This is a genomic window from Duganella dendranthematis (assembly GCF_012849375.1).
Lineage (GTDB): Bacteria > Pseudomonadota > Gammaproteobacteria > Burkholderiales > Burkholderiaceae_D > Rugamonas > Rugamonas dendranthematis.
Genome location: NZ_CP051684.1, coordinates 1595450 through 1614284, shown reverse-complemented (window position 1 = coordinate 1614284; position 18835 = coordinate 1595450). Strand labels below are relative to the sequence as shown.

The window sequence follows — 18835 nt, the reverse complement described above, 5'->3', positions numbered from 1 at the left end:
CATGGATAGTCATTTTAATTTTACACGGTTTATCTATGAATGGGACAGCGTTAAAGTTCATCCATCGCAACTTACTTAACGGAGCAAATCATGAACAAGCAACTCAACGGCAAAATCGCACTGGTCACCGGCGGCACCACCGGCATCGGCTTGGCCACCGCGCAGGAACTGGCGGCACAAGGCGCGCGCGTCTTCATCACCGGCCGTCGCCAGGCTGAACTGGATGCCGCCGTCGCCGCCATCGGCACCGCCGCGACCGGCATCCGCGCCGATGCCTCGTCGCTGACCGACCTGGATGGCGTGTACGCCCAGATCGCCAAGAGCGCCGGCAAACTGGACATTCTGTTCGCCAACGCCGGCGGCGGCGACATGATGCCGCTGGGCGCCATCACCGAAGAACACTTCGACCGCATCTTCGGCACCAATGTGCGCGGCGTGCTGTTCACCGTGCAGAAAGCGCTGCCGCTGCTGGTGGACGGGGGTTCGGTGATCCTGACCGGCTCGACCACGTCGATCCAGGGCACGGCCGCCTTCAGCGTCTACAGCGCCAGCAAGGCCGCAGTGCGCAACCTGGCCCGCTCGTGGGTGATGGACTTGAAGGAACGCCGCATCCGCGTCAACGTCGTCAGCCCTGGTCCGATCCGCACCCCTGGCTTGGGTGGCCTGGTGCCGGATGAAGCGCGTCAAGGCCTGTTCGACTTCCTGGCGTCGCAAGTGCCGCTGGCACGTCTGGGCGAGCCGGAAGAAATCGGCAAGGCGGTGGCTTTCCTGGCCTCCGATGCGGCCAGCTTCGTCAACGGCATCGAGCTGTTTGTCGACGGCGGCATGGCGCAGGTGTAAGCATGAAAAAGCTCATCGCTATCGGGGCCATGCTGATCGCATCGCTGGCCCAGGCACAGGATCAGGCCACGGACGAGGTGGCGGTTGCACAGCAGGCCATCAACCGCCACTTCGACATCTGGAACGATCGCAACGCCGCACATTGGGACGCCAAGCTGCCGCAGGTTTATACCGCGGACGTGCTGGTGGCGGACTACGGCGGCCTGGCCACCGGCTACGCGGACATTCGCCGCCTGCTGCAACGGGTGCAGGCCGACCATCCCGGCTTCGTCTTCACGCCGGCGCCGGTGGCCTGGAACCATGGCTTAGGACGGGTTACCTGGGGCTACGGGCCGAAGGATAATCCCAACCAGGTCCACGGTGAAGACATCTTCACCATCAAGGACGGCAAGCTTGCGAGCCTGCGCGTTTTCATCGACAAACAATAAAGGAAGCGCATCATGAAAATCTTAGCTGCGGTATTTGCCGCCATCGTATTGAACCTGGGCGGCGCCGCGCAGGCGGCCGGCATCAAATCGGCGGGTATCGACCATGTCGGCATCAACGTGCCGGATCTGAAACAGGCCGAGGCATTTTTGGCCACTACCTTTGGCTGCGAGGCGGTGACGCATATCGGACCGTTCCCGATGACGCCGCGCGCCGAGAGCCTGACGCTGGCGATGGTCCGCTGCGGCACCGGCGCCAACATCGAGCTGTTTGAGTACAAGAACCCGGCCGGCGCCAGCGTCATGCCGAAGAGCGAAGACATCGGCGCCTCGCACATCGCCTTTTACACCGATGACGTGAAAGCGGGCGTGGCGTATTTGAAGGCGCAAGGCATTACCGTGCTCGGCGAACCGATGACCATGACCAGTGGCGACACGGAAGGCGAAACCTGGGTGCACTTCCTGTCGCCATGGGGCTCGGAGATGGAACTAGTAGGCTACCCGAACGGCAAAGGCTACGAGAAGAAATCCAGGATCAAGCTGTGGAATCCTAAGCATCCAGCCAACTAATGCGATGGCCCGGTTCTCACCGGGCCATTTTTTTATTGTTGCTGATTACGTTTGGCGATTTCATTACCGGCGTAACCGCCGCCGATCGCGCCGGCGATGGTCGCCAGCTTGCGGCCATTGCCGCTGCCTACTTGATTACCCAGCAGGCCACCAACCACCGCACCGATACCCATGCCAACCACGCTGTTCTGCGCTACCGGGGCAGGCGCTGGCGCTTGTGCCACCTGCTGCGGTGCATAGGTATGATGAACAATGGTTTTGTGTTCCACCACGCGACGTGGCTCAGGTGCGGGAGCGATGGCTTGCACTGGCGCCGCAACTGGAGCAGGAGCGACTGCGGCGATGGGAACCGGCGCATCGTTCGGCGCATTCGTCGCATGCGAGTTTGGCAACAGGCCGGCGATAGACGCGGCGCCGACCAGGCTAACCAGGGCTACCGAGCCGGCAGCGAAAGCCATCATCGGATGAATGCGGGTGCGTGCGGTATGTTCCATTTTTTCTCTCCTGAGGATCGCCATTCGTGGCGCTTGTCCGTATAACGAAGCGCGGGCGATCGCGGCTGACCTCAAAAGTGTTTCCAGCGTAAGCAGATGTTACTACCGACGCCTACATGGTCAGCACGATCTTGCCGACATTGAGCCCATCCTCCATGCGCTGCTGCGCCACCCCGGCTTGCGCCAGCGGATAGACGCTATCGATCACCGGCGTCAAACCATCCTTTACGAAGTTCGCCAGCCAGCGCTCCTTGAAGCGGCGCGACATGCCATGTTTGACCTCTTGCGTGCGCGACTTCATCACCGTGCCGATGATTTGCAGATGGCGATACAGCAGGCGGTCCAGCGGAATCCTGGCGTTCTCGATGCCGCCCATGATGCCGATCTGGACCAGCCGCCCGCCAAACGCCAGCGAATTGACGTTACGCTCAAAATAAGGCGCACCGATAAAGTCAAGGATCAGGTCAACGCCACGCTGCTCGGTCAGCCGCTCCACCACCTCGGCGAAGTCTTCGTTCACATAATCGATAGCATGATCGGCGCCGAGGCGGCGCACCAGTTCATGCGCGCTGGCCTGCGCGGTGGCGAACACCGTCGCGCCGGTGGCATGCGCCAGCTGCACCGCCGCGCCGCCCACGCCGCCAGAGCCGGCATGAATCAGCACCTTCTCGCCAGGTTGCAGCTTGCCGAGATGGATCAGCGCCTCATGCGCGGTGACGAATACCTCGGTAATAGCAGCAGCGTGCACATAGTCCAGGCCATCGGGGATCGGCATCGCCATGCGGTAGTCGATGCGCGCCACTTCGGCATAGGCGCCGCCGCCGACAATGCCCATCACGCGGTCGCCTACCGCATAGCCTTCCACATGCTCGCCCACGGCGATGACGTCGCCGGCGATTTCCAGGCCCATGATGGTGGAGTCGCCAAAGTCCGGCCAGCCGTAGCCGCCGCGCCGGTGCGTCAGGTCGGCGCGATTGACGCCAGCGGCGCGGGTGCGCACCAGCAGGTCGTTGGGACGCAGCACCGGCTCGGATGCTTCGCCGATGTGCAGGACGTCGGCGGCGCCGAATTTGTCAAAGATAATGGCTTGCATGGTTGCCCCTGTGCTTCCCGAGTAATCAATGGGAGCAGGGTAAGTCAAACCTCGGCTGCTGATAAGGCGTCCAACCTCGTCAACGGCTGTGCAGGAATTGCATAGGTGGATGGTGCGACTGCTTGTTGCGCTTCAATATGTGGCCAAAGAGCCTTGGTTAGAGTGAAAGATCTTTCACTACCTTAGCAAGGAGGCTCAAAGTGCCGTATATCTATACGAAAGCCGATGAACTGGAGGGGACCGAGCTTGTTGGAACGCATCAATGCGTGGCGCTTATCCAGCACTAGGCGAAAACGCCTGTATCGTCCGCCTGGCGACAAGGAGAACATGCCGTTGACGCTACCGCGCTCTTGACCGAGGTGTCATCCCGGTTCATTCCGTGCCGAGGTAAAACGAAAAACGGAGCTTACATGCGAGCAAGCGATAACGCCGATGCGTTTTACGTTATCGAGTGATGGGAGTTCCTATGCTCACCAAAACATGGGCGTATCCAGCATCGTTTGTCTTACTCGCCGTATCAATCATGCTCAAAGCTGCGCCACTGCAATCGCTGGAGTGTCCCGAACTGATTCCGAGCGCGTCTGTGGAGGTGATCGATGTGCCGGGCGACTGGCTGCCATATGTTGCATCACCGTTGTATCTGCATGCGGCTGCACCGATGTATGGACCGCCTGAACTGAAGGGGGATCTAACGGACTTCAAGGAGGCGCGCACGGCGAACGAGTGGTCATACACCTATGCGCTGGATGGCGCATTCCCGGAAGGGAAGTGGTTGCAATGCGCATATGGAGAGCGCAATCAGGTAACCTTGTCTCGTCGCCTGCCAGATGAAACTCAAGAGTGCAAGTTTACTTACCGAAAAGGCGCCAAAGCTGGCCAGCATGGGATAAAGATTCAGTGCAAATAATGCTAGATCCCAAAAACGCCGCACCGTTCGAAAGACATGCAGCTTTTGATTTTGTGGTGGCCGATTCCATCCTGGGAAGGTGAAGACATGCTGCTACTGGTTGGCTCCACTTGGCGGGCGTGCCGCATTGTTTGACGCAGGTGTCGGTCAGAGTCATCGCTGCCTGCGTTTGTGACGGGATACGGATGTAGCCGAGCAAAGCTACCGCAAAAAATACCGTCAAAATCAAAGTGTGTGCGATTTGGTGGGGAGACGAACTGGAGTAATAAAAAACCCGCCGTCATAGGAGAAGGGCGGGTTTTGATCTTAAATGCTGCGCTTGCTTACCAACTGTTGGTGCCCGGGCCGGAATGTAATATAGACCTGAAACTCGCATTAAATCTCGTTTTTTCTTGCTTCTCTCGTGAAAGTACCAACAAAAATACCAACAATTGAATTTGTTGCTTATAGTTGACGTTTTCCTAATCCAGCTTTAGCCTAGTACCCTTCGTTAAACTGCACAAGGATGGCTATGTACGGAGCATTGCTTGGAGATCTTATCGGATCGCCGTGGGAATTCAACCGGATCAAGCATGAACGCTTCGACATATTCTCTCCGCTGTGCGCCTACACGGATGATTCGATCATGACCGTGGCAGTGGCTGATGCTCTGTTGCACAACACTGCCCCCGCCTCGTCCATGCGAGCGTGGGCGCAGCGATTCAAGCCTCAGCGCGGCGGCTACGGCGCCATATTCTGGGTCTGGTTAAACAATCCCGATGATGAGCCATACGGCAGCGCCGGCAATGGCGGCGCGATGCGCGTTTCAGCTGCGGCTATGTTGGGTAAGACTTTGGACGATGCGCTGGAAAAGGCTACCTTGGCCACCTCCTGTACTCACGATCACCATCTCGGATTGAATGCGGCCCTGGCAACCACGCAGGCAATCTGGATGGCAAAGAATAAGGCGTCGCAGGGTCAGATAAAAACGGCACTGGAAGAGACCTATCGTTACGACTTATCCCGGCCCTATGAGATAGTCCAGCGCGCCTGTTTTCACTCTGAGCTGGCTATTCCATCGGTGCCGGAGGCAATTACGTGCGCGTTGCAGTCAACTTCGTTCGAGGACTGCATGCGTAAAGTCGTTGCGCTGGGCGGCGACTCGGATACGCAAGCTGCTATCGCTGGCCCTATCGCTGAAATGCTTTGGGGTATTCCTGACGTATTCATGCAAGAACTGCGCACTCGCATTCCAACAGAAATGCTCGCCGTCATTGATGGTCTTTATATCCGAGAGTGAAGGCATTCTAGCCTTCCCTCATTTCTTTAATCTCCAATCATACACCCAATGCGCCCAATCGCTCCAAACGAAGAATGCATTTCAGCCGCTGAGATAGTCGCGAGATTCGCAGCTCAAACTGGTATCGAGTTGCATGCGACAAATGCGGGGAACGCTGCGAAGTCGCTTGGTCTGGACTATATCGAGGTTGAGGTAGATCGACCTGCCGGCGCGACTTGGTTTAAGAACGAACGTCGTTATTCCGTCATCGATTTACACCTCATTTTTGACAAACTGCAACAGCTCGCAAACGACCGCGCACGATATCGCAGCTAGCACCAACTAGCTTTAATCATGAGTAGCCCTGATGCCCTGTAATTGCTTCGTAGATTCGATTAACCGTGCGCTGTTCTTTGGTGAGCTAAATAGGTAGATGGTCTCAAGCATTCCGTGATAATCAGCAGCCCTAATCAGAACAACGTCTTCCCCGTTTGGGGCGGTGATCGTAATTGGGGCGTGACTTTGGCAGAGTTCGTCCAGCAGTGCATCCAGCTCAGCGCTCGCTTGCGCATAAGGCACTTTACGCATCTTCATTTTTTGACCTCCAAACATGGCTACTGACGATAGATTCAAGCAGGCTGTTGTCGCAACCTTAGCTAAGCGTGCGGCCAACAGGTGTTCCAACCCCAGCTGCAACGCTATCACAAGCGGGCCCGCTGATGACCCTAAAAGCTCTGTAAACGTCGGCGAGGCAGCACATATTTACGGTGCGAATCCAGGCTCCGCTCGCTTCTCCAAAGATATGTCCGCGACGGAGCGCAGTGCTATTACAAACGCCATATGGCTGTGCGCCACATGCCATAAACTTGTGGACGACGACCCTTTGAAATATCCTGCCGGCCTTCTTTTCGAATGGCAGAGCGAACACGAACGGGTTATCTCGGGGCAAGTCGGGAAGGCTGGAGCGGAGTCGCGGAGACGGTATGAGAAGCGCCATCTGGAAGAGCTTGGTCATCTGAGCTATCTAGCAGAACGGATAATCATCGAAAAGGGGCCATTTTGGGAGTACAGTCTGACCGCCGAGGTGCTACGCGTCGAATTAAGCCCAATTCTCCGGCGCTGGAATGCCCTCAAAAAAGGTCTTTATCTTAAACCTGCTAGCAGGATGAATAGAGCTGACTTCATGCTCTGGATGGTTAGTAAAACAGATGAAGCGCGTATGATTTGTAAGGCATTTGCAGAACTAGCGACCACCGAGTTTTCTCGCAGCTGGGGCGAGCCCGGAGTCGCCGGCAGTGAAGTAGAAATCATAGCGGCTTGCCGGCTTTTCAGCGAGATGTGCCAAAGCGCTCTCATGTGGGAGGAGTCCGTGAGATTTATTGTTGTGGAAGAAGTTCTTCGGGAAATCCCGCCCTTAATGGTCGGAGCTACCGGGGCTATGATTGAGGAAGCAGCAAAGATTCCACTTTTCCTCTCTGAAACTGTGGCTGGCAATCCCACTTCAGGCAACTACTTGCTCTCAATCAAGCTCACGCTTCCGGATGGTTGGTCCGACACCATCGTAGAAGCATTGGAGCGCGCGAGAATAGCAATTGAAAACGGAAATTGAATAATTTAGGCTGGCTTTACGATTGCTAAGATGCTTGCCCGCGACACTTCATACATTCGGGCTAGCGCGCTGACGCTCTCGCCGGCGAAGTATTTTGCTGTAATGTTGGCACGTTGTTCGGCGGTGGTCTTAGCAGGGCGGCCAAGAGTCTTACCCTCGTTCTTTGCGCGAGTCAGGCCGGCTTGCGTGCGCTCCACCAGTAAATCCCGCTCCATCTCGGCTACAGCAGCCAGCATCATTAGCATCATCTTACCGGCGGGTGAGGTGAGGTCAAGGGTACCTAGCTGGAGCACGATGACGGCAATCTTGCGGCTCGCTAGCAGCTTGACTGTGGCGCCGACGTCCTGCGCATCACGCCCCAGGCGGTCGAGTTTTGCCACCACCAGCGTTTCCCCATTCCGAATCTGACCGAGCAGCGCAGCGAACTGTGGGCGTTGCGTGGCGCTAGTCTTGCCGCTGATGGTGTCCGCAAACCAAAAATCGACTGAATGACCGGCCGCCTCGATTTCGATGCGCTGATTATCGGCGCTTTGCTCGGTAGTGCTGACGCGGCCATATGCAAAGGTTGCCATGTGATTCCCCAGTTTGAGTGTTAGAAAACACTGTTAGAATATTCCTGTGCGTTATAAATTGCAAGGGGTATTTTTCTAACAGTGATACTCTTTGCTTTTCACAGGTGTTGGAAATCGGTCGTTTAACTACGTCTGCTCACTAGCTTGATCCACAACCAAGGCCATGCCGCGCGAACTACGGGCGTATTGTTTGTCCAAGGAAAAAATGCTATCTTGGCATCATCATCCCTTCATCAACAGGTCCGTTGTGCACATTATATTAAAGAATCACGTCGCTTCTATGGCAGCGGAGTATGAATACAGCGGCATAGCCGAGTCCAAGCTTTTCGAATTTTTCTGTAATTATTGCGTTTTTTCTCGCCATTTCTTAGGGCGCTTTGATCCGCAGAGCGTTACTACTCTTGAGGACGATGCGTCCATTGACGGCATCGCAATTATTGTTGATGGCGACCTTATAGCAACCGTCGAGGAGGCAGACGCAGTCTTCGCCACACACAAGACTAATCTACTTGTAGATATTGTGATAACACAAGTGAAGAGTGGTGAACAGTTTAAAAAAGAGGAGATAGCGAACTTCAAACTTGGGTTGGATGAGTTTTTTTCTCTTGATCCTTCGCTTCCAATGGGCGACTTTAATAAAAGTCAGATTGCAATAATGCAAATTATATTCTCCAACTTGAAAAAGGTGAGGAATAGGCAGCCGAACGCATACATTTACTATTGCACCTCTGGAACATACAAGGCTGAAAAAGAAATCCGTGGCGTATTTGAGGCAATAAAAAAATCAGTGCATGCGACGGATTATTTTCACTCCACTACAGTGACGCCCGTAGGAAGAACAGAATTACTAAAATATTTTGCAGAACTTTCCGAAAAGAACGAAGCAAAGCTGCAACTTATAGATTACTTTGGCATGCCAAAGATGCCAGGGATACCGCAATCGTACGTAGGCATAGTCAATGCAAAAGAATTTGTTTCTCAACTAATCTCTGACGAGGACGGAAATTTAAAACAATCTGTCTTTGAAGAAAACGTTCGTTCCTTTTTGGGCCTAGATAATGAAGTAAATTCTGAGATACAGCGCACCTTGGAGAGTGCAGAAAAACGTAAGTTATTCTCAGTTCTGAATAATGGGATAACAATTGTTGCACCTTCGTTGACGCTTGCCGCAAATACCAAGGTAATAGATTTAACCAACTATCAGATAATTAATGGTTGTCAAACCAGCAGCACTCTTCATGCAAACATAGTAAATTTGACGGAAGATGTCAATGTGGTAATAAAATTTATTGAATCAACCACTGATGATTCAGCTGTAGACATTATATCCGCCACTAATAGCCAGTCGGATATCTCCAAAGAAGCCTTTTTTGGCCTAAAAAACAAGGCAAAGCATGTGCGTAGGTTCTTTGACGCCCAGAATGGTATGGTATCGCCGGAGAACTTTATTCATTTCGAGCGACGTCTCAGCGAGTTCAGAGGTGCGCAAATTCAAGCGACTCGTATCTTCGACGTGCGTGAGGTGGCAAGGTGCTACGCTGCGATGTTTCTGAATCAACCTCATAATTCTGCGCGTTATGTTCATACGATTTTTGCAGCAAGTGGTGATAGCCTATTTAAAGAGGACGACCATGAAGGGTACTATTACGCGGCGTGCTTAGCATTGTATAAATATCAAACGCTGATTAATGGGCGGAAAAACAATGCCCACAATTATTTAAAGATGCGCTGGCATATCATTCAGTTATTTAAGTGGTTCGTACACGAAAAGATGGACGTCCCTCTTGCTGGCGCAAACAAAGCTACGGCTTACGCCACGCGGCTCGTTGAAGTCCTTAACTCAGAAGACAAGTTGTATGTGGCAGTGTTTGCTAAATGTCAGGAAGCGATTGATAAAATTGGCATGCCAACGGATGACGCACTAAAGCGGGCAAAATTTACCGCTGACCTCACTGCTGCGGCTGCACAGCTTGTATAGGCTAAGACTATTAATAAGATAGCCGTATGAGGGCTTCTTTCTCAAAAAATTGCCTAATGGAAACGATCCAACCAAGATCGGATTGAGGAATATTTGGTTGCACTTTGCGAGGTCGATCTCGCGCCACTCAGCACTCCGCAGCTCGCCCGGCCGCACAAAGAAGAGCGGGGACAGTTTTAATGCGGCGGTAGCGTATGGATGGCCGGCGTAGCCGTGGATTGCGCGCAGGAGCTTCGCCACCTCATGTGGCTCGATGATCGCTGCGAAGTGATTTTGCGGGATTGCTGCCAGCGCGCCCCGCAGGTCGGCCGTGACGTCGCGCTCTGCCATTCCTGCTGCGACTGCATAACGGAAGACTTGGCCGCACAGTTGCTTTACCCGGTGCGCAGACTCGATTGCGCCCCTAGCCTCCAGCCTTTGCACAGCGAGCAGAACGTCGCGTGGCTTGATCTGGGCAATGGGCATGCTGCCGATATATGGCATTACGTTCCTGTTGAGCCAGCCCCGTACTTTTTCCTGCGTGGTTTCAGCGCGTTGTGCCTTGGTCTTCTCCAGCCATTCGTTGGCGATGGCGGTGAAAGTTTGGCGCTCCAGAAGAAGGCTTTCTTGCCGTTTCTCTCGTTTGGCGGCAGAAGGATCAATGCCGTCCGCCAGCAATGCCCGTGCCTCTTGCCTGCGTTGCCGCGCCTTGGCCAAGCTCACCTCTGGGTAGGTGCCGAATGCGGTGGTTTTGCGGGTGCCGTTGAAGCGGTAGTCGAAGCGCCAGTATTTACCTGCTGGTTTGACCAGCAGGTACATACCTTCACCGTCCCTGTATTTTTGAATACCGGAGCCGGTGGCTTTTACTTGACGAACGAATGTATCGGTCAATGCCATAAATCTCATCCTTATCTGTTGTTGTTCTCCAGAGCGAGATGCGGTACCAACCGAAGTGGCGGTACTTTTACTGAAGCCACGCGCGGTACCGCCGTAGGTACCGCCAACGTGAGGCGATGGGATGAGATTTGATGAGACGCCAAAACATAACAAAAAACCCGCTCTGCCTTGAAGACATGCGGGTTTTGAGATGTTTTGCGACGAGTTGATTCATGTTCTTGGTGCCCCGGGCCGGAATCGAACCGGCACGCCTTGCGGCGGCGGATTTTGAGTCCGCTGCGTCTACCAATTCCACCACCGAGGCAGGTGTGTAGCAATGCGACCCGCATTATCACCGATTTGCATCCCTGCCGCAAGCCTGCACCATAATTTTTATATTTCAATAAGTTTTCCGTCATCCGAAGCGGGTATCATCGCGCCTACCGCCAGACTTTGCCGGTCCCGCCGGCGCCGAGACGCATGAAAAATAATAAGATTCGCGAAATAATCCTGGGCAAGCCGCTCGATCCGCTGAAGAGCGAGACCCGCCACTCCATGGCGCTGGTGGCTTTCTTGGCCTGGGTCGGCCTCGGCGCGGATGGCTTGTCGTCCTCGGCCTACGGTCCCGAGGAAACCTTCCGCGCGCTGGGCGGGCATACGCATCTCGGCCTGTACATGGCGATTGCCACGGCGGTGACGGTATTCGTCATCGCGCTGGCCTACAACCAGGTGATCGAGCTGTTCCCGACCGGTGGCGGCGGCTACCGTGTCGCCACCAAGCTGGTGGGGCCGTACATGGGCCTGATCTCCGGCTGCGCGCTGATCCTCGATTATGTGCTGACGATTGCGATCTCCATCGCGTCCGGCGTGGATGCGCTGGCGTCGTTCCTGCCGCTGGGCTTCCAGCCGTACAAGCTGTGGGCCGAGGTGTTTTTCATCGGGCTGCTGATTGTGATGAATCTGCGCGGCCTGAAAGAGGCGATCCAGATTCTGCTGCCGATCTTCCTCGGCTTTGTGGTCACCCACCTGGTGCTGATCGTGTACGGGATTTTTGCGCACGCCTCGCATTTGCCGGAGCTGATCCCGAGCACGATGGCGGAGACCACCGATCTGGCCAGTCATATCGGCTGGGCCGGCGTGGCGGGCATGCTGTTGCTGGCGTATTCGCAGGGCGGCGGCACCTACACCGGGCTGGAGGCGGTGTCCAACAACGTCAATCTGCTGGCCGAGCCGCGCGTGCGCACCGGCAAGGTGACGATGATTTACATGGCCCTGTCGCTGGCGTTCACGGCGGGTGGGATCATCCTGCTGTATCTGCTGTGGGGCGCGCAGCCGGTGCCGGGCGAGACGCTGAATGCGTCGACCTTCAAGACCATTATTGCCAGCATGGGCTTGGGCGGCGAGGTGGTCAATCAGATGCTGCTGGTGATTGTGCTGGCGTTCGAGGCCGGCCTGTTGTTTGTGGCGGCCAATACTGGTTTTCTCGGCGGACCGTCGGTGCTGTCGAATATGGCGGCCGATTCGTGGGTGCCGCACAAGTTTCGCTATCTGTCGACGCGGCTGGTGACGCAGAACGGCATCCTGGTGATGGGTGTGGCGGCGCTGGCGATTTTGTGGGGCACCGGCGGCAGCGTGACCTTGCTGGTGGTGCTGTATTCGATTTCGGTGTTCCTGACGTTTGCGATTTCGCTGTTCGGGCTGGTGCTGTACTGGTCGCGCAATCGCAACAAGGGCACGCACTGGAAGCGGCGCTGGCTGCTGTCGGCGCTGGGCTTTGTGATTTGCGCGGGGATTCTGGCGATATTGCTGGTGGAGCGCTTTGCCGAGGGCGGCTGGGCCACGGCGCTGATCATCGCGGCAATTGCGGCGTTGTGCATTTATATCCGCAACCATTATCGTCAGACCAAGCAGGCGATTCATTCGGTGGATGAGGTGTTTGCGTCGCAGCCGTTCGGGCCGAATACCGGGCCAGTCGAGCCAAATCCGGATGAGCAGACGGCCGTGTTCATCGTGGGGAATTCACGCGGCGGCGGTTTGCATGCGTTGCTGTGGGTGCTGCGGATGTTCCCGAATCACTTCAAGAATTTTTTGTTCGTCAATGCGCGCACGGTGGATTACCAGGCGTATGGTGGCGAGGGCGCGCTGGAGCAGATGCGCGCCGAGGCCGAGCAGACGCTGGAGTTCTTTGTCGACTTTTGCCATAGCCATGGCATGGCGGCGTCGTCGTACCTGGGCTTTGGCACGGATGCTGTGGATGAGGTGACGCGCATGTGCGAGGAGATCAGCCAGGAGTTTCCGCATTCGATCTTCTTTACCAGCAAGCTGATCTTCGCTTCCGATAATTGGTTCACGCGATTGTTGCATAACCAGGCGGCGCTGGCGGCCCAGCGCCGGTTGCATCTGGAGGGTTTGCAGATGGTGATTTTGCCGATGAAGGTATGAGGTAGATCAATCGGGACCTGGCTGGCAGGGGCGGATAATGGACGCCTTATGCACGGAGGCTGCCATGGAACTGGTCGCACGGGTGGAGGCGCTGGAGGAAGAAGTTGATGAGCTGAAAAGGCTCGTCAAGGATAAGCATGACGGCTTGATCGATAGTCATAGTGAGCAGCTGCGGGATCTGCGCAAGGACGTGGCGATACTGATCGTCAAGGTCGCCGTCCTGGAAGAGCGCGTGAATGCCCTCACAGCCAGGGTGGAAGCCCTGGAGAAGCGGGTAGAGGCGCTGGAGCGAGGTGTCGAAGCCCTTGAGCGGCGCATTGAAGCGCTGGAGAAAAAAGTCGAGAAAATGGATGTGCGGGTACGGCGCGTCGAGGTTTTGCAGTGGGTTATCCTTGCTCTGCTCGCGCCGCAAGCGCTATCGTTTAACTTGCGCCTGTTCACTCCGTGACGTCGGCCCCTGGCGCCGATTCAGTTTCAGCTGCAAATACGTTTGCAGGCGGCGCGCTCCTTGTTGCAGGGTTCGCTGCAGAATGTGGTGGCCGTTCAGCATACAAGTTCCTCCTGAGCCGTTGCACGTTGCTGCTGTTGTTCCAGCAGCGCGAAGATGGCGTCTTTCGACAGCACGTATTGGTCCATCAGGATGCCTTTCAGTTCGGTGATCTGGTCGCGGTAGTCGGCGATGGCGGTCAGGGTGTAGCTGTAGAGTTCGTCGGCTTTGGCTTCCACCTGGCCGAGGTCGGCCTCGTGGTCTTTGAACTGGCTGTGGTCGATCTTCGAGCGCGAGTACATCGACAGTTTGTTGACCATCAGGTCCAGCATCGAGGTAGCTTTTTCGATGTCGTTCTGGCTGCCGACGGAGATGCCGCGCGCGCCGTAGAACAGTTCTTCCGCCGCCACGCCACCGTACAGCTGGATCACGTCGCGTTCCAGTTCTTCCAGCGTGCGCAGCGCCACGTCATCCGACGCCGACAGCACGTAACCCAGCGCCCCCAGCTTGGACACCGACTCGGTGGAAATCTTCAGCAGCGGCGAGCGTTCCTTCACTTCGGCCAGCGTCAGCCCCTGGCGCAGCCACGGGTCGATCTGCATGAAGAAGTGGCCCAGCTCGTGCAGCGCGACGCGCTCGCGCTGGCGGGTTTTCTCGGCGGTGGTGGCGCGGTCGGTCAGGCCGATGGTGGCGCGTTCAAACGCCCGAAACATCAGGTCGGTGTTGATGATGCACTTCTCCTGGATCGCCAGCATGCTGGCGCGTTCGACCACGGTTTGCAGCACCGCCGGACTGAGGTTGGCGGTGATCTCGGCAACGTGGTCCAGGTTCAAGTCTTCCCAGTCGACGCAGCCGTTGGCCTTGCGCGCCAGGAAGGAGCGCAGCAGTTCGCGCCGCTCGGTTTTGTTCGGCAGGCGGAAGTTGATTTTGACCGAGAAGCGGCGCAGCATCGCTTCGTCCATGCTGGTCGAGGCGTCGTCGAAGTTGGAGGCCACCACCCAGATCACGCCTTCGCCCTTGTCGCTGCGGACGCCGTCGAGCAGGCCCAGCAGGGTGTTGGCGGTGTCGTCTTCCCATTTCTTTTCGCCGCGGCCGCGCGGCATGAACAAGCCCTGGGCTTCGTCGAGGAAGATGATGCACTTGCCGCGCGCGCAGGCTTTGCGGTGCAGCGCGTGCAGCGCCTTGGAGCCGCCGCCGATGTAGCCCGATTCCAGCGCCGAGGCCGAGGCCTGGATCAGCGGAATGTCGAGCTTCTTGGCCAGGTAGCCGGCCAGCTTGGTCTTGCCGGTGCCCGCCGGCCCGGTCAGCATGACGTTGAACGGCTTGTCGATGTCGTGCTCTTTGTACTGGGCGCGGTTGCGGATCATGTCTTCCAGGTGCAGCACTTCCTGTTTGATGTCTTCCATGCCGATCAGGTCGTCCATGCTGCCGCCCAGCTGGTCCGGCGTCAGCACGGTGGCGCTGACGCCCATGCCCGGCAGGCCATTTTTCAGCAGGAACAGCGCCAGCACCACCAGCACGATGTCCAGCAGGTGGCGCATGACGAAGGCGCCGGCGCGCGCCAACAGGCTGACGTCGTCGTCCTGCATCACCGCCTTGTGCGAGGCCAGGTAGTCGTCACGGGCGATGGCGTAGGGCAGGTTGTTGCGCAGCAGGACTTCGCGCTCCAGGCTCAGGTGGGTGGTGCCCGGCACCTTGACCACATACAGCTTGTTGTCGTTTTTCAGCTTGAACACATAGCGCGGCGCGTCCGACTGCGGCGCGGCGATCAGCAGATATTCCAGCTGCGCGCGCTTGGCCGGCAACGCCGTGATCTGGGCGATATCCTGCGTGCGCAGGATCGGGCTGGGATCCTGCGGCACTTCGGCGCGCAGGCCGATCAGCAGGGCCAGCGACAGGGTCAGCACCAGCAAGGCGGCACGGACAGTGGTTTTACGGAGCGCGGTTTGAAGTTTGTAAAGAGTGAACATAATGCACCATCGGGAGCATGATGCCGGGGCTGAGCGCGAGGGTGGGGCGCAGCAGCCAGGGCCGCCGTGACCGGTGCGCGGACTGGAGGCGCAACCGGAAGGTATCGAAATTTTCGCTGCCGTGCGGCAACTCATTCAATGCGCCACTATAGCCCGGCTGGCGCGGTTTGTATCACATCCCCGCAGAAAAAAGCCGCAACACACAACAGTAGCGGCCTGGGCGCCGTTTATCCCCGGCTTTTGGCATCTGGGGCCCGCGCTTTTACCGCTCGTCGCATTCGGCGGATATTTGCTTACGGCTTTGATAATCTGCTCCTGTCCGCCGCTGAATAACAAACCCCAGCGGTGACTCCCGCAGTTCATTTCACTTACCGGAGCTCACCATGAAAACCATCCTGCTTGGCGTTGTTGCCGCACTTGCCCTGTCCTCCCTGCCTGCCGCTTACGCCGACGACACCACCGTCAGTGTGTCCGCCGCGCGTGCTCAGCAATACCAGATGCAGCCTGACGAATTCAGCGCATTCCGCAACACCTATGTGCTGCAAAACGGTCAACGTATTGCCTTCGACAACCGCCTGACCAAGTTGTACGTCTCGCTGGACAAAGGCCGTCCGTTGCGCATTTACGCCACCTCGCCCACCAGCTTTGTGACCGAGAACGGCGCCCGTTTCGACTTCCATGAGGAAGGTGAGGAACTGGCGATCAGCGACTTCCAGAAGTTGCCGCTGGCGCGCAACGCCCCGGCCAACGGCCTGATGATGGCACGCCGCTAAGCTACTGTTGCCAGTGCTCGTACTTGCGGTCGATGCGCGCCAGCGTGCCATCGCGGCGCAGTTCCGCCAGCGCGGCATTCAGTTGCTCGACCTGCTGGTCCGGCACCGAAAGATTGCACGCCAGGTAGACCTGCACGCGATGGAACACCATCAGCGGCACCACCTTGCCGGACCAGTCGTACGGGCCGGGCATGGAGGCGCCGTTGCGAATCGCCACCGCCCATAAGTCAATGCGGTTGAGCAGCAGCTTCTGCGGGTTGACCAGGTCACTGCTGACGGCGTCGACGTTGAAGCCGCGGCTGCGCAGATACTCGTCGCGCGCATCGCCGATCGCGGTGCCGATGCGCAGCTTGCGCGCGTCGTCGATGGTGTTGAGCGTAAAGGGATGGTCGGCGCGGCCCCAGAGTTGCCATTCGGCCTCGTCGGTAGGACCTATCCATTTGAACAGCGCTTCGCGCTCCGGCGTGCGCGAGGTCGAATAGACGCAGGTCTGCTGCTGCGTCTGCGCCATCATGAAGGCGCGCTTCCACGGCAGTTGCTCGATGCGGTATTCGGTGCCGGTGCGCGCCATCAGCGCGCGGATCTTGTCGGTGGCGCGACCGACAATGGCACCGCTCGCATCGCGCATGCTGGAGGGCGGTGAATGTTCCGTGGTGATGTGCAGCGGGGCCGCAGCCCCGGGCAGTGAAGTCGCCAGCAGAAATAATGTCAGGAAAATAAATCGCATGGGCTGGCCGCTTTCTACCAAAAAGCATAGCAGCAATGCTATCCCAGCGACAACACGCGTTTGTATCAGTCGGCGCGACGGTACAGGCGGAAACGTTCCTCGCGGTCGGCCGGACGGCGGCCTTCCCATAGCAGCACCCAGTGCTTGCCGCGGAACTGCGCCTGGATTTCACGGTCGTCGCGGATCTTGATGCTATCTTGCAACAGCAGCAGGTTGCAGCGGCCGCCTTCGACACCGGCAAACGGCAGCTCGGCGTAATACGCGAACGACGCGCGCTGAGCTGCGCCGACGTTGGTGTCGATGCAGCGCGTGTCCGCCGGCAGCTTGTTGGCGATCTGGCGGGCGACGCCGGCGTAGCTCTTGCCGTAATTGAAATCCGGTAGGAACAGCGTCATCATCAGAATCCAGATCAGGATCAGGCCGCCGGACGACAGCACCACGGCGCGCCACAGCACCGCCGGCTGGCGCGAGATGCGCCAGTACACCAGCACAAACCAGCCCAGCGTGGCGGCCAGCGCGACGAAGAAGGCGATCCAGCCCAGTTCGGGCGTAAAGCCCGGCACCAGCTTGAGCACGTTGCGGGCGGCTTTTTCCGGCCAGCCGGTCAGCTTGGCGAACCAGAAGATCCAGATCACCGCCGCGCACAGCGTCAGCGCCATCACCGAGAACCAGTCGATGGCGTTGATGGCGCCGCGCTTGACCGTCAGCAGGCCGAACGCGGCCATGATGGCCAGCGGCGGCAGCAGCACCAGCAGCTGGCCTTGCTCAGGTTGCGGGTGGCATAGGGTCAGCAGCACGCCCATGACCACGAAGGCCAGCGGCACCACGATGTGCAGCACGCCGCGCTGGCGCCGCCAGGCCCACACCGCCCAGGCGGCGAACGGCCAGGCCGGCCAGAAGAACCAGACGCCGACGCGGAAGAAGAATTTGACCGAGGCCCAGCTTGGCCAGTCCAGTTGCAGCCAGTTCCACGCCATCCAGGCGTTCAGCGGCTGCTGGTGATATGGCGCCAGCAGTTGCGCCGGCAGCAGCCATACGGCGGCCACCGCGCCGCCGACAGCGATCATGGCGCCGAGGTCGCGCATGGCGCGCATGGCCGGCTGGGCCAGGAACCGGGTGCAAGCGAACAGGGCCAGCATCAGGCACACCGGCGTCAGCCAGCCGCGCGCCAAGGTCAGCAGGCCGATCGCCAGGCCGCTGAGGGCGGCGTTGCGCAGCGACGGCTTTTCCACGTAACGCACGGTGCGGTACAGCAGCAGCGCGGTCAGCGACACTTGCAGCGCTTCCGGCGTGGTTTCGTGGCTGTGCAGCAGCAGGCCGAGGCAGCCGAGGTAGATCAGTACGGCGGCGTCGGCCAGCGTGCGGCCAAAGTCGTCCGGTTCGGGCTGGCCGCCGAAGGCCAGCCGCAGCGGCTGCGCATCCTGGCGCCGGCCGAGGTGGAAGGTGGCGTACCACAGCGACAGCACGCCGACCAGGAAGGCGCCGATGGTGCCCACGCGGGCCGCCAGCACATCGCCCAGCAGCCAGCCGAACAGCTTCATGCCCAGCGCGCCCAGCCAGAATGCCAGCGGCCCTTCATCCGGCCACGACAGGCCGGCGATATTCGGCCACAGCCAGTCCTGCCAGGTGCCGTGCAACATGGTCCACATGATGCCGAAACTGGCGGCGTCGTCGTTCTTCCACGGGTCGCGGCCGATCAGGCCAGGCAGGATGTACAACAGGCCCAGGGCGAACAGCGCCCAGCGCGGCAAGGCCAAAGTAGCGGCAGCGGGAAGACGGACTGGCTTCATCGATCAGTGAGTTTTTAAGAGTAGAACCGGAGTATGAGGGCAATA

The 18835-nt window shown here is 57.9% G+C and carries 19 protein-coding genes and 1 tRNA gene; 11 read left to right on the top strand and 9 right to left on the bottom strand.

Annotated elements, in window-relative coordinates:
- Positions 1–90: 90 nt before the first annotated feature.
- The 3 genes from HH213_RS07485 to HH213_RS07475 are packed head-to-tail and all read left to right on the top strand — an operon-like array spanning position 91 to position 1835.
- Positions 91–840 (top strand): SDR family NAD(P)-dependent oxidoreductase, encoded by a 750-nt coding sequence (locus HH213_RS07485; protein WP_169111807.1) that lies wholly within the window; start codon positions 91–93, stop codon positions 838–840.
- A 2-nt stretch (positions 841–842) separates the two neighbouring features.
- Positions 843–1268, top strand: a complete 426-nt coding sequence (locus tag HH213_RS07480; protein ID WP_169111805.1) for a nuclear transport factor 2 family protein — start codon at positions 843–845, stop codon at positions 1266–1268.
- Positions 1269–1280: 12 nt separating this feature from the next.
- Positions 1281–1835 (top strand): VOC family protein, encoded by a 555-nt coding sequence (locus HH213_RS07475; RefSeq protein WP_169111803.1) that lies wholly within the window; start codon positions 1281–1283, stop codon positions 1833–1835.
- Between the two features lie 32 nt (positions 1836–1867).
- On the opposite strand, the gene HH213_RS07470 is transcribed toward HH213_RS07475, so the two are convergent.
- Both HH213_RS07470 and HH213_RS07465 read right to left on the bottom strand, forming a co-directional pair.
- Positions 1868–2329: a glycine zipper 2TM domain-containing protein gene (locus tag HH213_RS07470; RefSeq protein WP_110845300.1), complete on the bottom strand. Its 462-nt coding sequence runs from the start codon at positions 2327–2329 to the stop codon at positions 1868–1870.
- A gap of 112 nt (positions 2330–2441) precedes the next feature.
- A complete protein-coding gene (locus HH213_RS07465; protein ID WP_169111801.1) occupies positions 2442–3422 on the bottom strand; it encodes an NAD(P)H-quinone oxidoreductase in 981 nt (326 codons plus the stop codon).
- Between the two features lie 359 nt (positions 3423–3781).
- On the opposite strand from HH213_RS07465, the gene HH213_RS30655 reads away from it, so the two are divergent.
- The 3 genes from HH213_RS30655 (at position 3782) to HH213_RS07450 (ending at position 5608) form a co-directional block, all read left to right on the top strand.
- Positions 3782–3877 (top strand): BPSL0067 family protein, encoded by a 96-nt coding sequence (locus tag HH213_RS30655; RefSeq protein WP_371875710.1) that lies wholly within the window; start codon positions 3782–3784, stop codon positions 3875–3877.
- An 11-nt stretch (positions 3878–3888) separates the two neighbouring features.
- On the top strand, positions 3889–4329 hold the full coding sequence (locus HH213_RS07455) for an STY0301 family protein (protein WP_169111797.1): 441 nt from the start codon (positions 3889–3891) through the stop codon (positions 4327–4329).
- Positions 4330–4840: 511 nt separating this feature from the next.
- On the top strand, positions 4841–5608 hold the full coding sequence (locus tag HH213_RS07450; RefSeq protein ID WP_169111795.1) for an ADP-ribosylglycohydrolase family protein: 768 nt from the start codon (positions 4841–4843) through the stop codon (positions 5606–5608).
- Between the two features lie 327 nt (positions 5609–5935).
- Here HH213_RS07450 and HH213_RS07445 read toward each other — a convergent pair whose 3' ends face one another.
- Entirely contained in the window at positions 5936–6181 is a 246-nt protein-coding gene (locus HH213_RS07445) for a type II toxin-antitoxin system Phd/YefM family antitoxin (RefSeq protein WP_169111793.1), read from the bottom strand.
- Positions 6182–6197: 16 nt separating this feature from the next.
- On the opposite strand from HH213_RS07445, the gene HH213_RS07440 reads away from it, so the two are divergent.
- Positions 6198–7196: an HNH endonuclease gene (locus HH213_RS07440; RefSeq protein WP_169111791.1), complete on the top strand. Its 999-nt coding sequence runs from the start codon at positions 6198–6200 to the stop codon at positions 7194–7196.
- Positions 7197–7201: 5 nt separating this feature from the next.
- Here the strand turns inward: HH213_RS07440 and HH213_RS07435 are convergent, their stop codons facing one another.
- Positions 7202–7768, bottom strand: a complete 567-nt coding sequence (locus tag HH213_RS07435) for a recombinase family protein (protein WP_169111789.1) — start codon at positions 7766–7768, stop codon at positions 7202–7204.
- Positions 7769–7931: 163 nt separating this feature from the next.
- Between HH213_RS07435 and HH213_RS07430 the strand changes: the two genes are divergently transcribed.
- The gene (locus HH213_RS07430; RefSeq protein WP_217363497.1) at positions 7932–9746 is read left to right on the top strand and encodes an AIPR family protein; all 1815 of its coding nucleotides are present in this window, start codon (positions 7932–7934) and stop codon (positions 9744–9746) included.
- On the opposite strand, the gene HH213_RS07425 is transcribed toward HH213_RS07430, so the two are convergent.
- Positions 9690–10622, bottom strand: a complete 933-nt coding sequence (locus tag HH213_RS07425) for a tyrosine-type recombinase/integrase (protein WP_169111787.1) — start codon at positions 10620–10622, stop codon at positions 9690–9692. The genes HH213_RS07430 and HH213_RS07425 overlap by 57 nt on opposite strands.
- Positions 10623–10841: 219 nt before the next feature.
- A tRNA-Leu gene (locus HH213_RS07420) sits at positions 10842–10926 on the bottom strand.
- A gap of 155 nt (positions 10927–11081) precedes the next feature.
- On the opposite strand from HH213_RS07420, the gene HH213_RS07415 reads away from it, so the two are divergent.
- Both HH213_RS07415 and HH213_RS07410 read left to right on the top strand, forming a co-directional pair.
- Entirely contained in the window at positions 11082–13043 is a 1962-nt protein-coding gene (locus HH213_RS07415) for an amino acid permease (protein ID WP_169111785.1), read from the top strand.
- 64 nt (positions 13044–13107) lie between these two features.
- Positions 13108–13491 carry a hypothetical protein gene (locus HH213_RS07410; protein ID WP_169111783.1) on the top strand — a complete coding sequence of 128 codons (384 nt, stop codon included), beginning with the start codon at positions 13108–13110 and terminating at the stop codon, positions 13489–13491.
- A 95-nt stretch (positions 13492–13586) separates the two neighbouring features.
- Here HH213_RS07410 and HH213_RS07405 read toward each other — a convergent pair whose 3' ends face one another.
- Positions 13587–15500: an AAA family ATPase gene (locus tag HH213_RS07405; protein ID WP_110845295.1), complete on the bottom strand. Its 1914-nt coding sequence runs from the start codon at positions 15498–15500 to the stop codon at positions 13587–13589.
- Between the two features lie 383 nt (positions 15501–15883).
- Between HH213_RS07405 and HH213_RS07400 the strand changes: the two genes are divergently transcribed.
- Positions 15884–16273, top strand: a complete 390-nt coding sequence (locus HH213_RS07400) for a gel scht (protein WP_110845294.1) — start codon at positions 15884–15886, stop codon at positions 16271–16273.
- A 1-nt stretch (position 16274) separates the two neighbouring features.
- Here HH213_RS07400 and HH213_RS07395 read toward each other — a convergent pair whose 3' ends face one another.
- Complete coding sequence (locus tag HH213_RS07395; protein WP_169111781.1) at positions 16275–17000, bottom strand: substrate-binding periplasmic protein; 726 nt, start codon at positions 16998–17000, stop codon at positions 16275–16277.
- A gap of 65 nt (positions 17001–17065) precedes the next feature.
- The gene (locus HH213_RS07390; protein WP_110845292.1) at positions 17066–18790 is read right to left on the bottom strand and encodes an ArnT family glycosyltransferase; all 1725 of its coding nucleotides are present in this window, start codon (positions 18788–18790) and stop codon (positions 17066–17068) included.
- Positions 18791–18835: the final 45 nt, after the last annotated feature.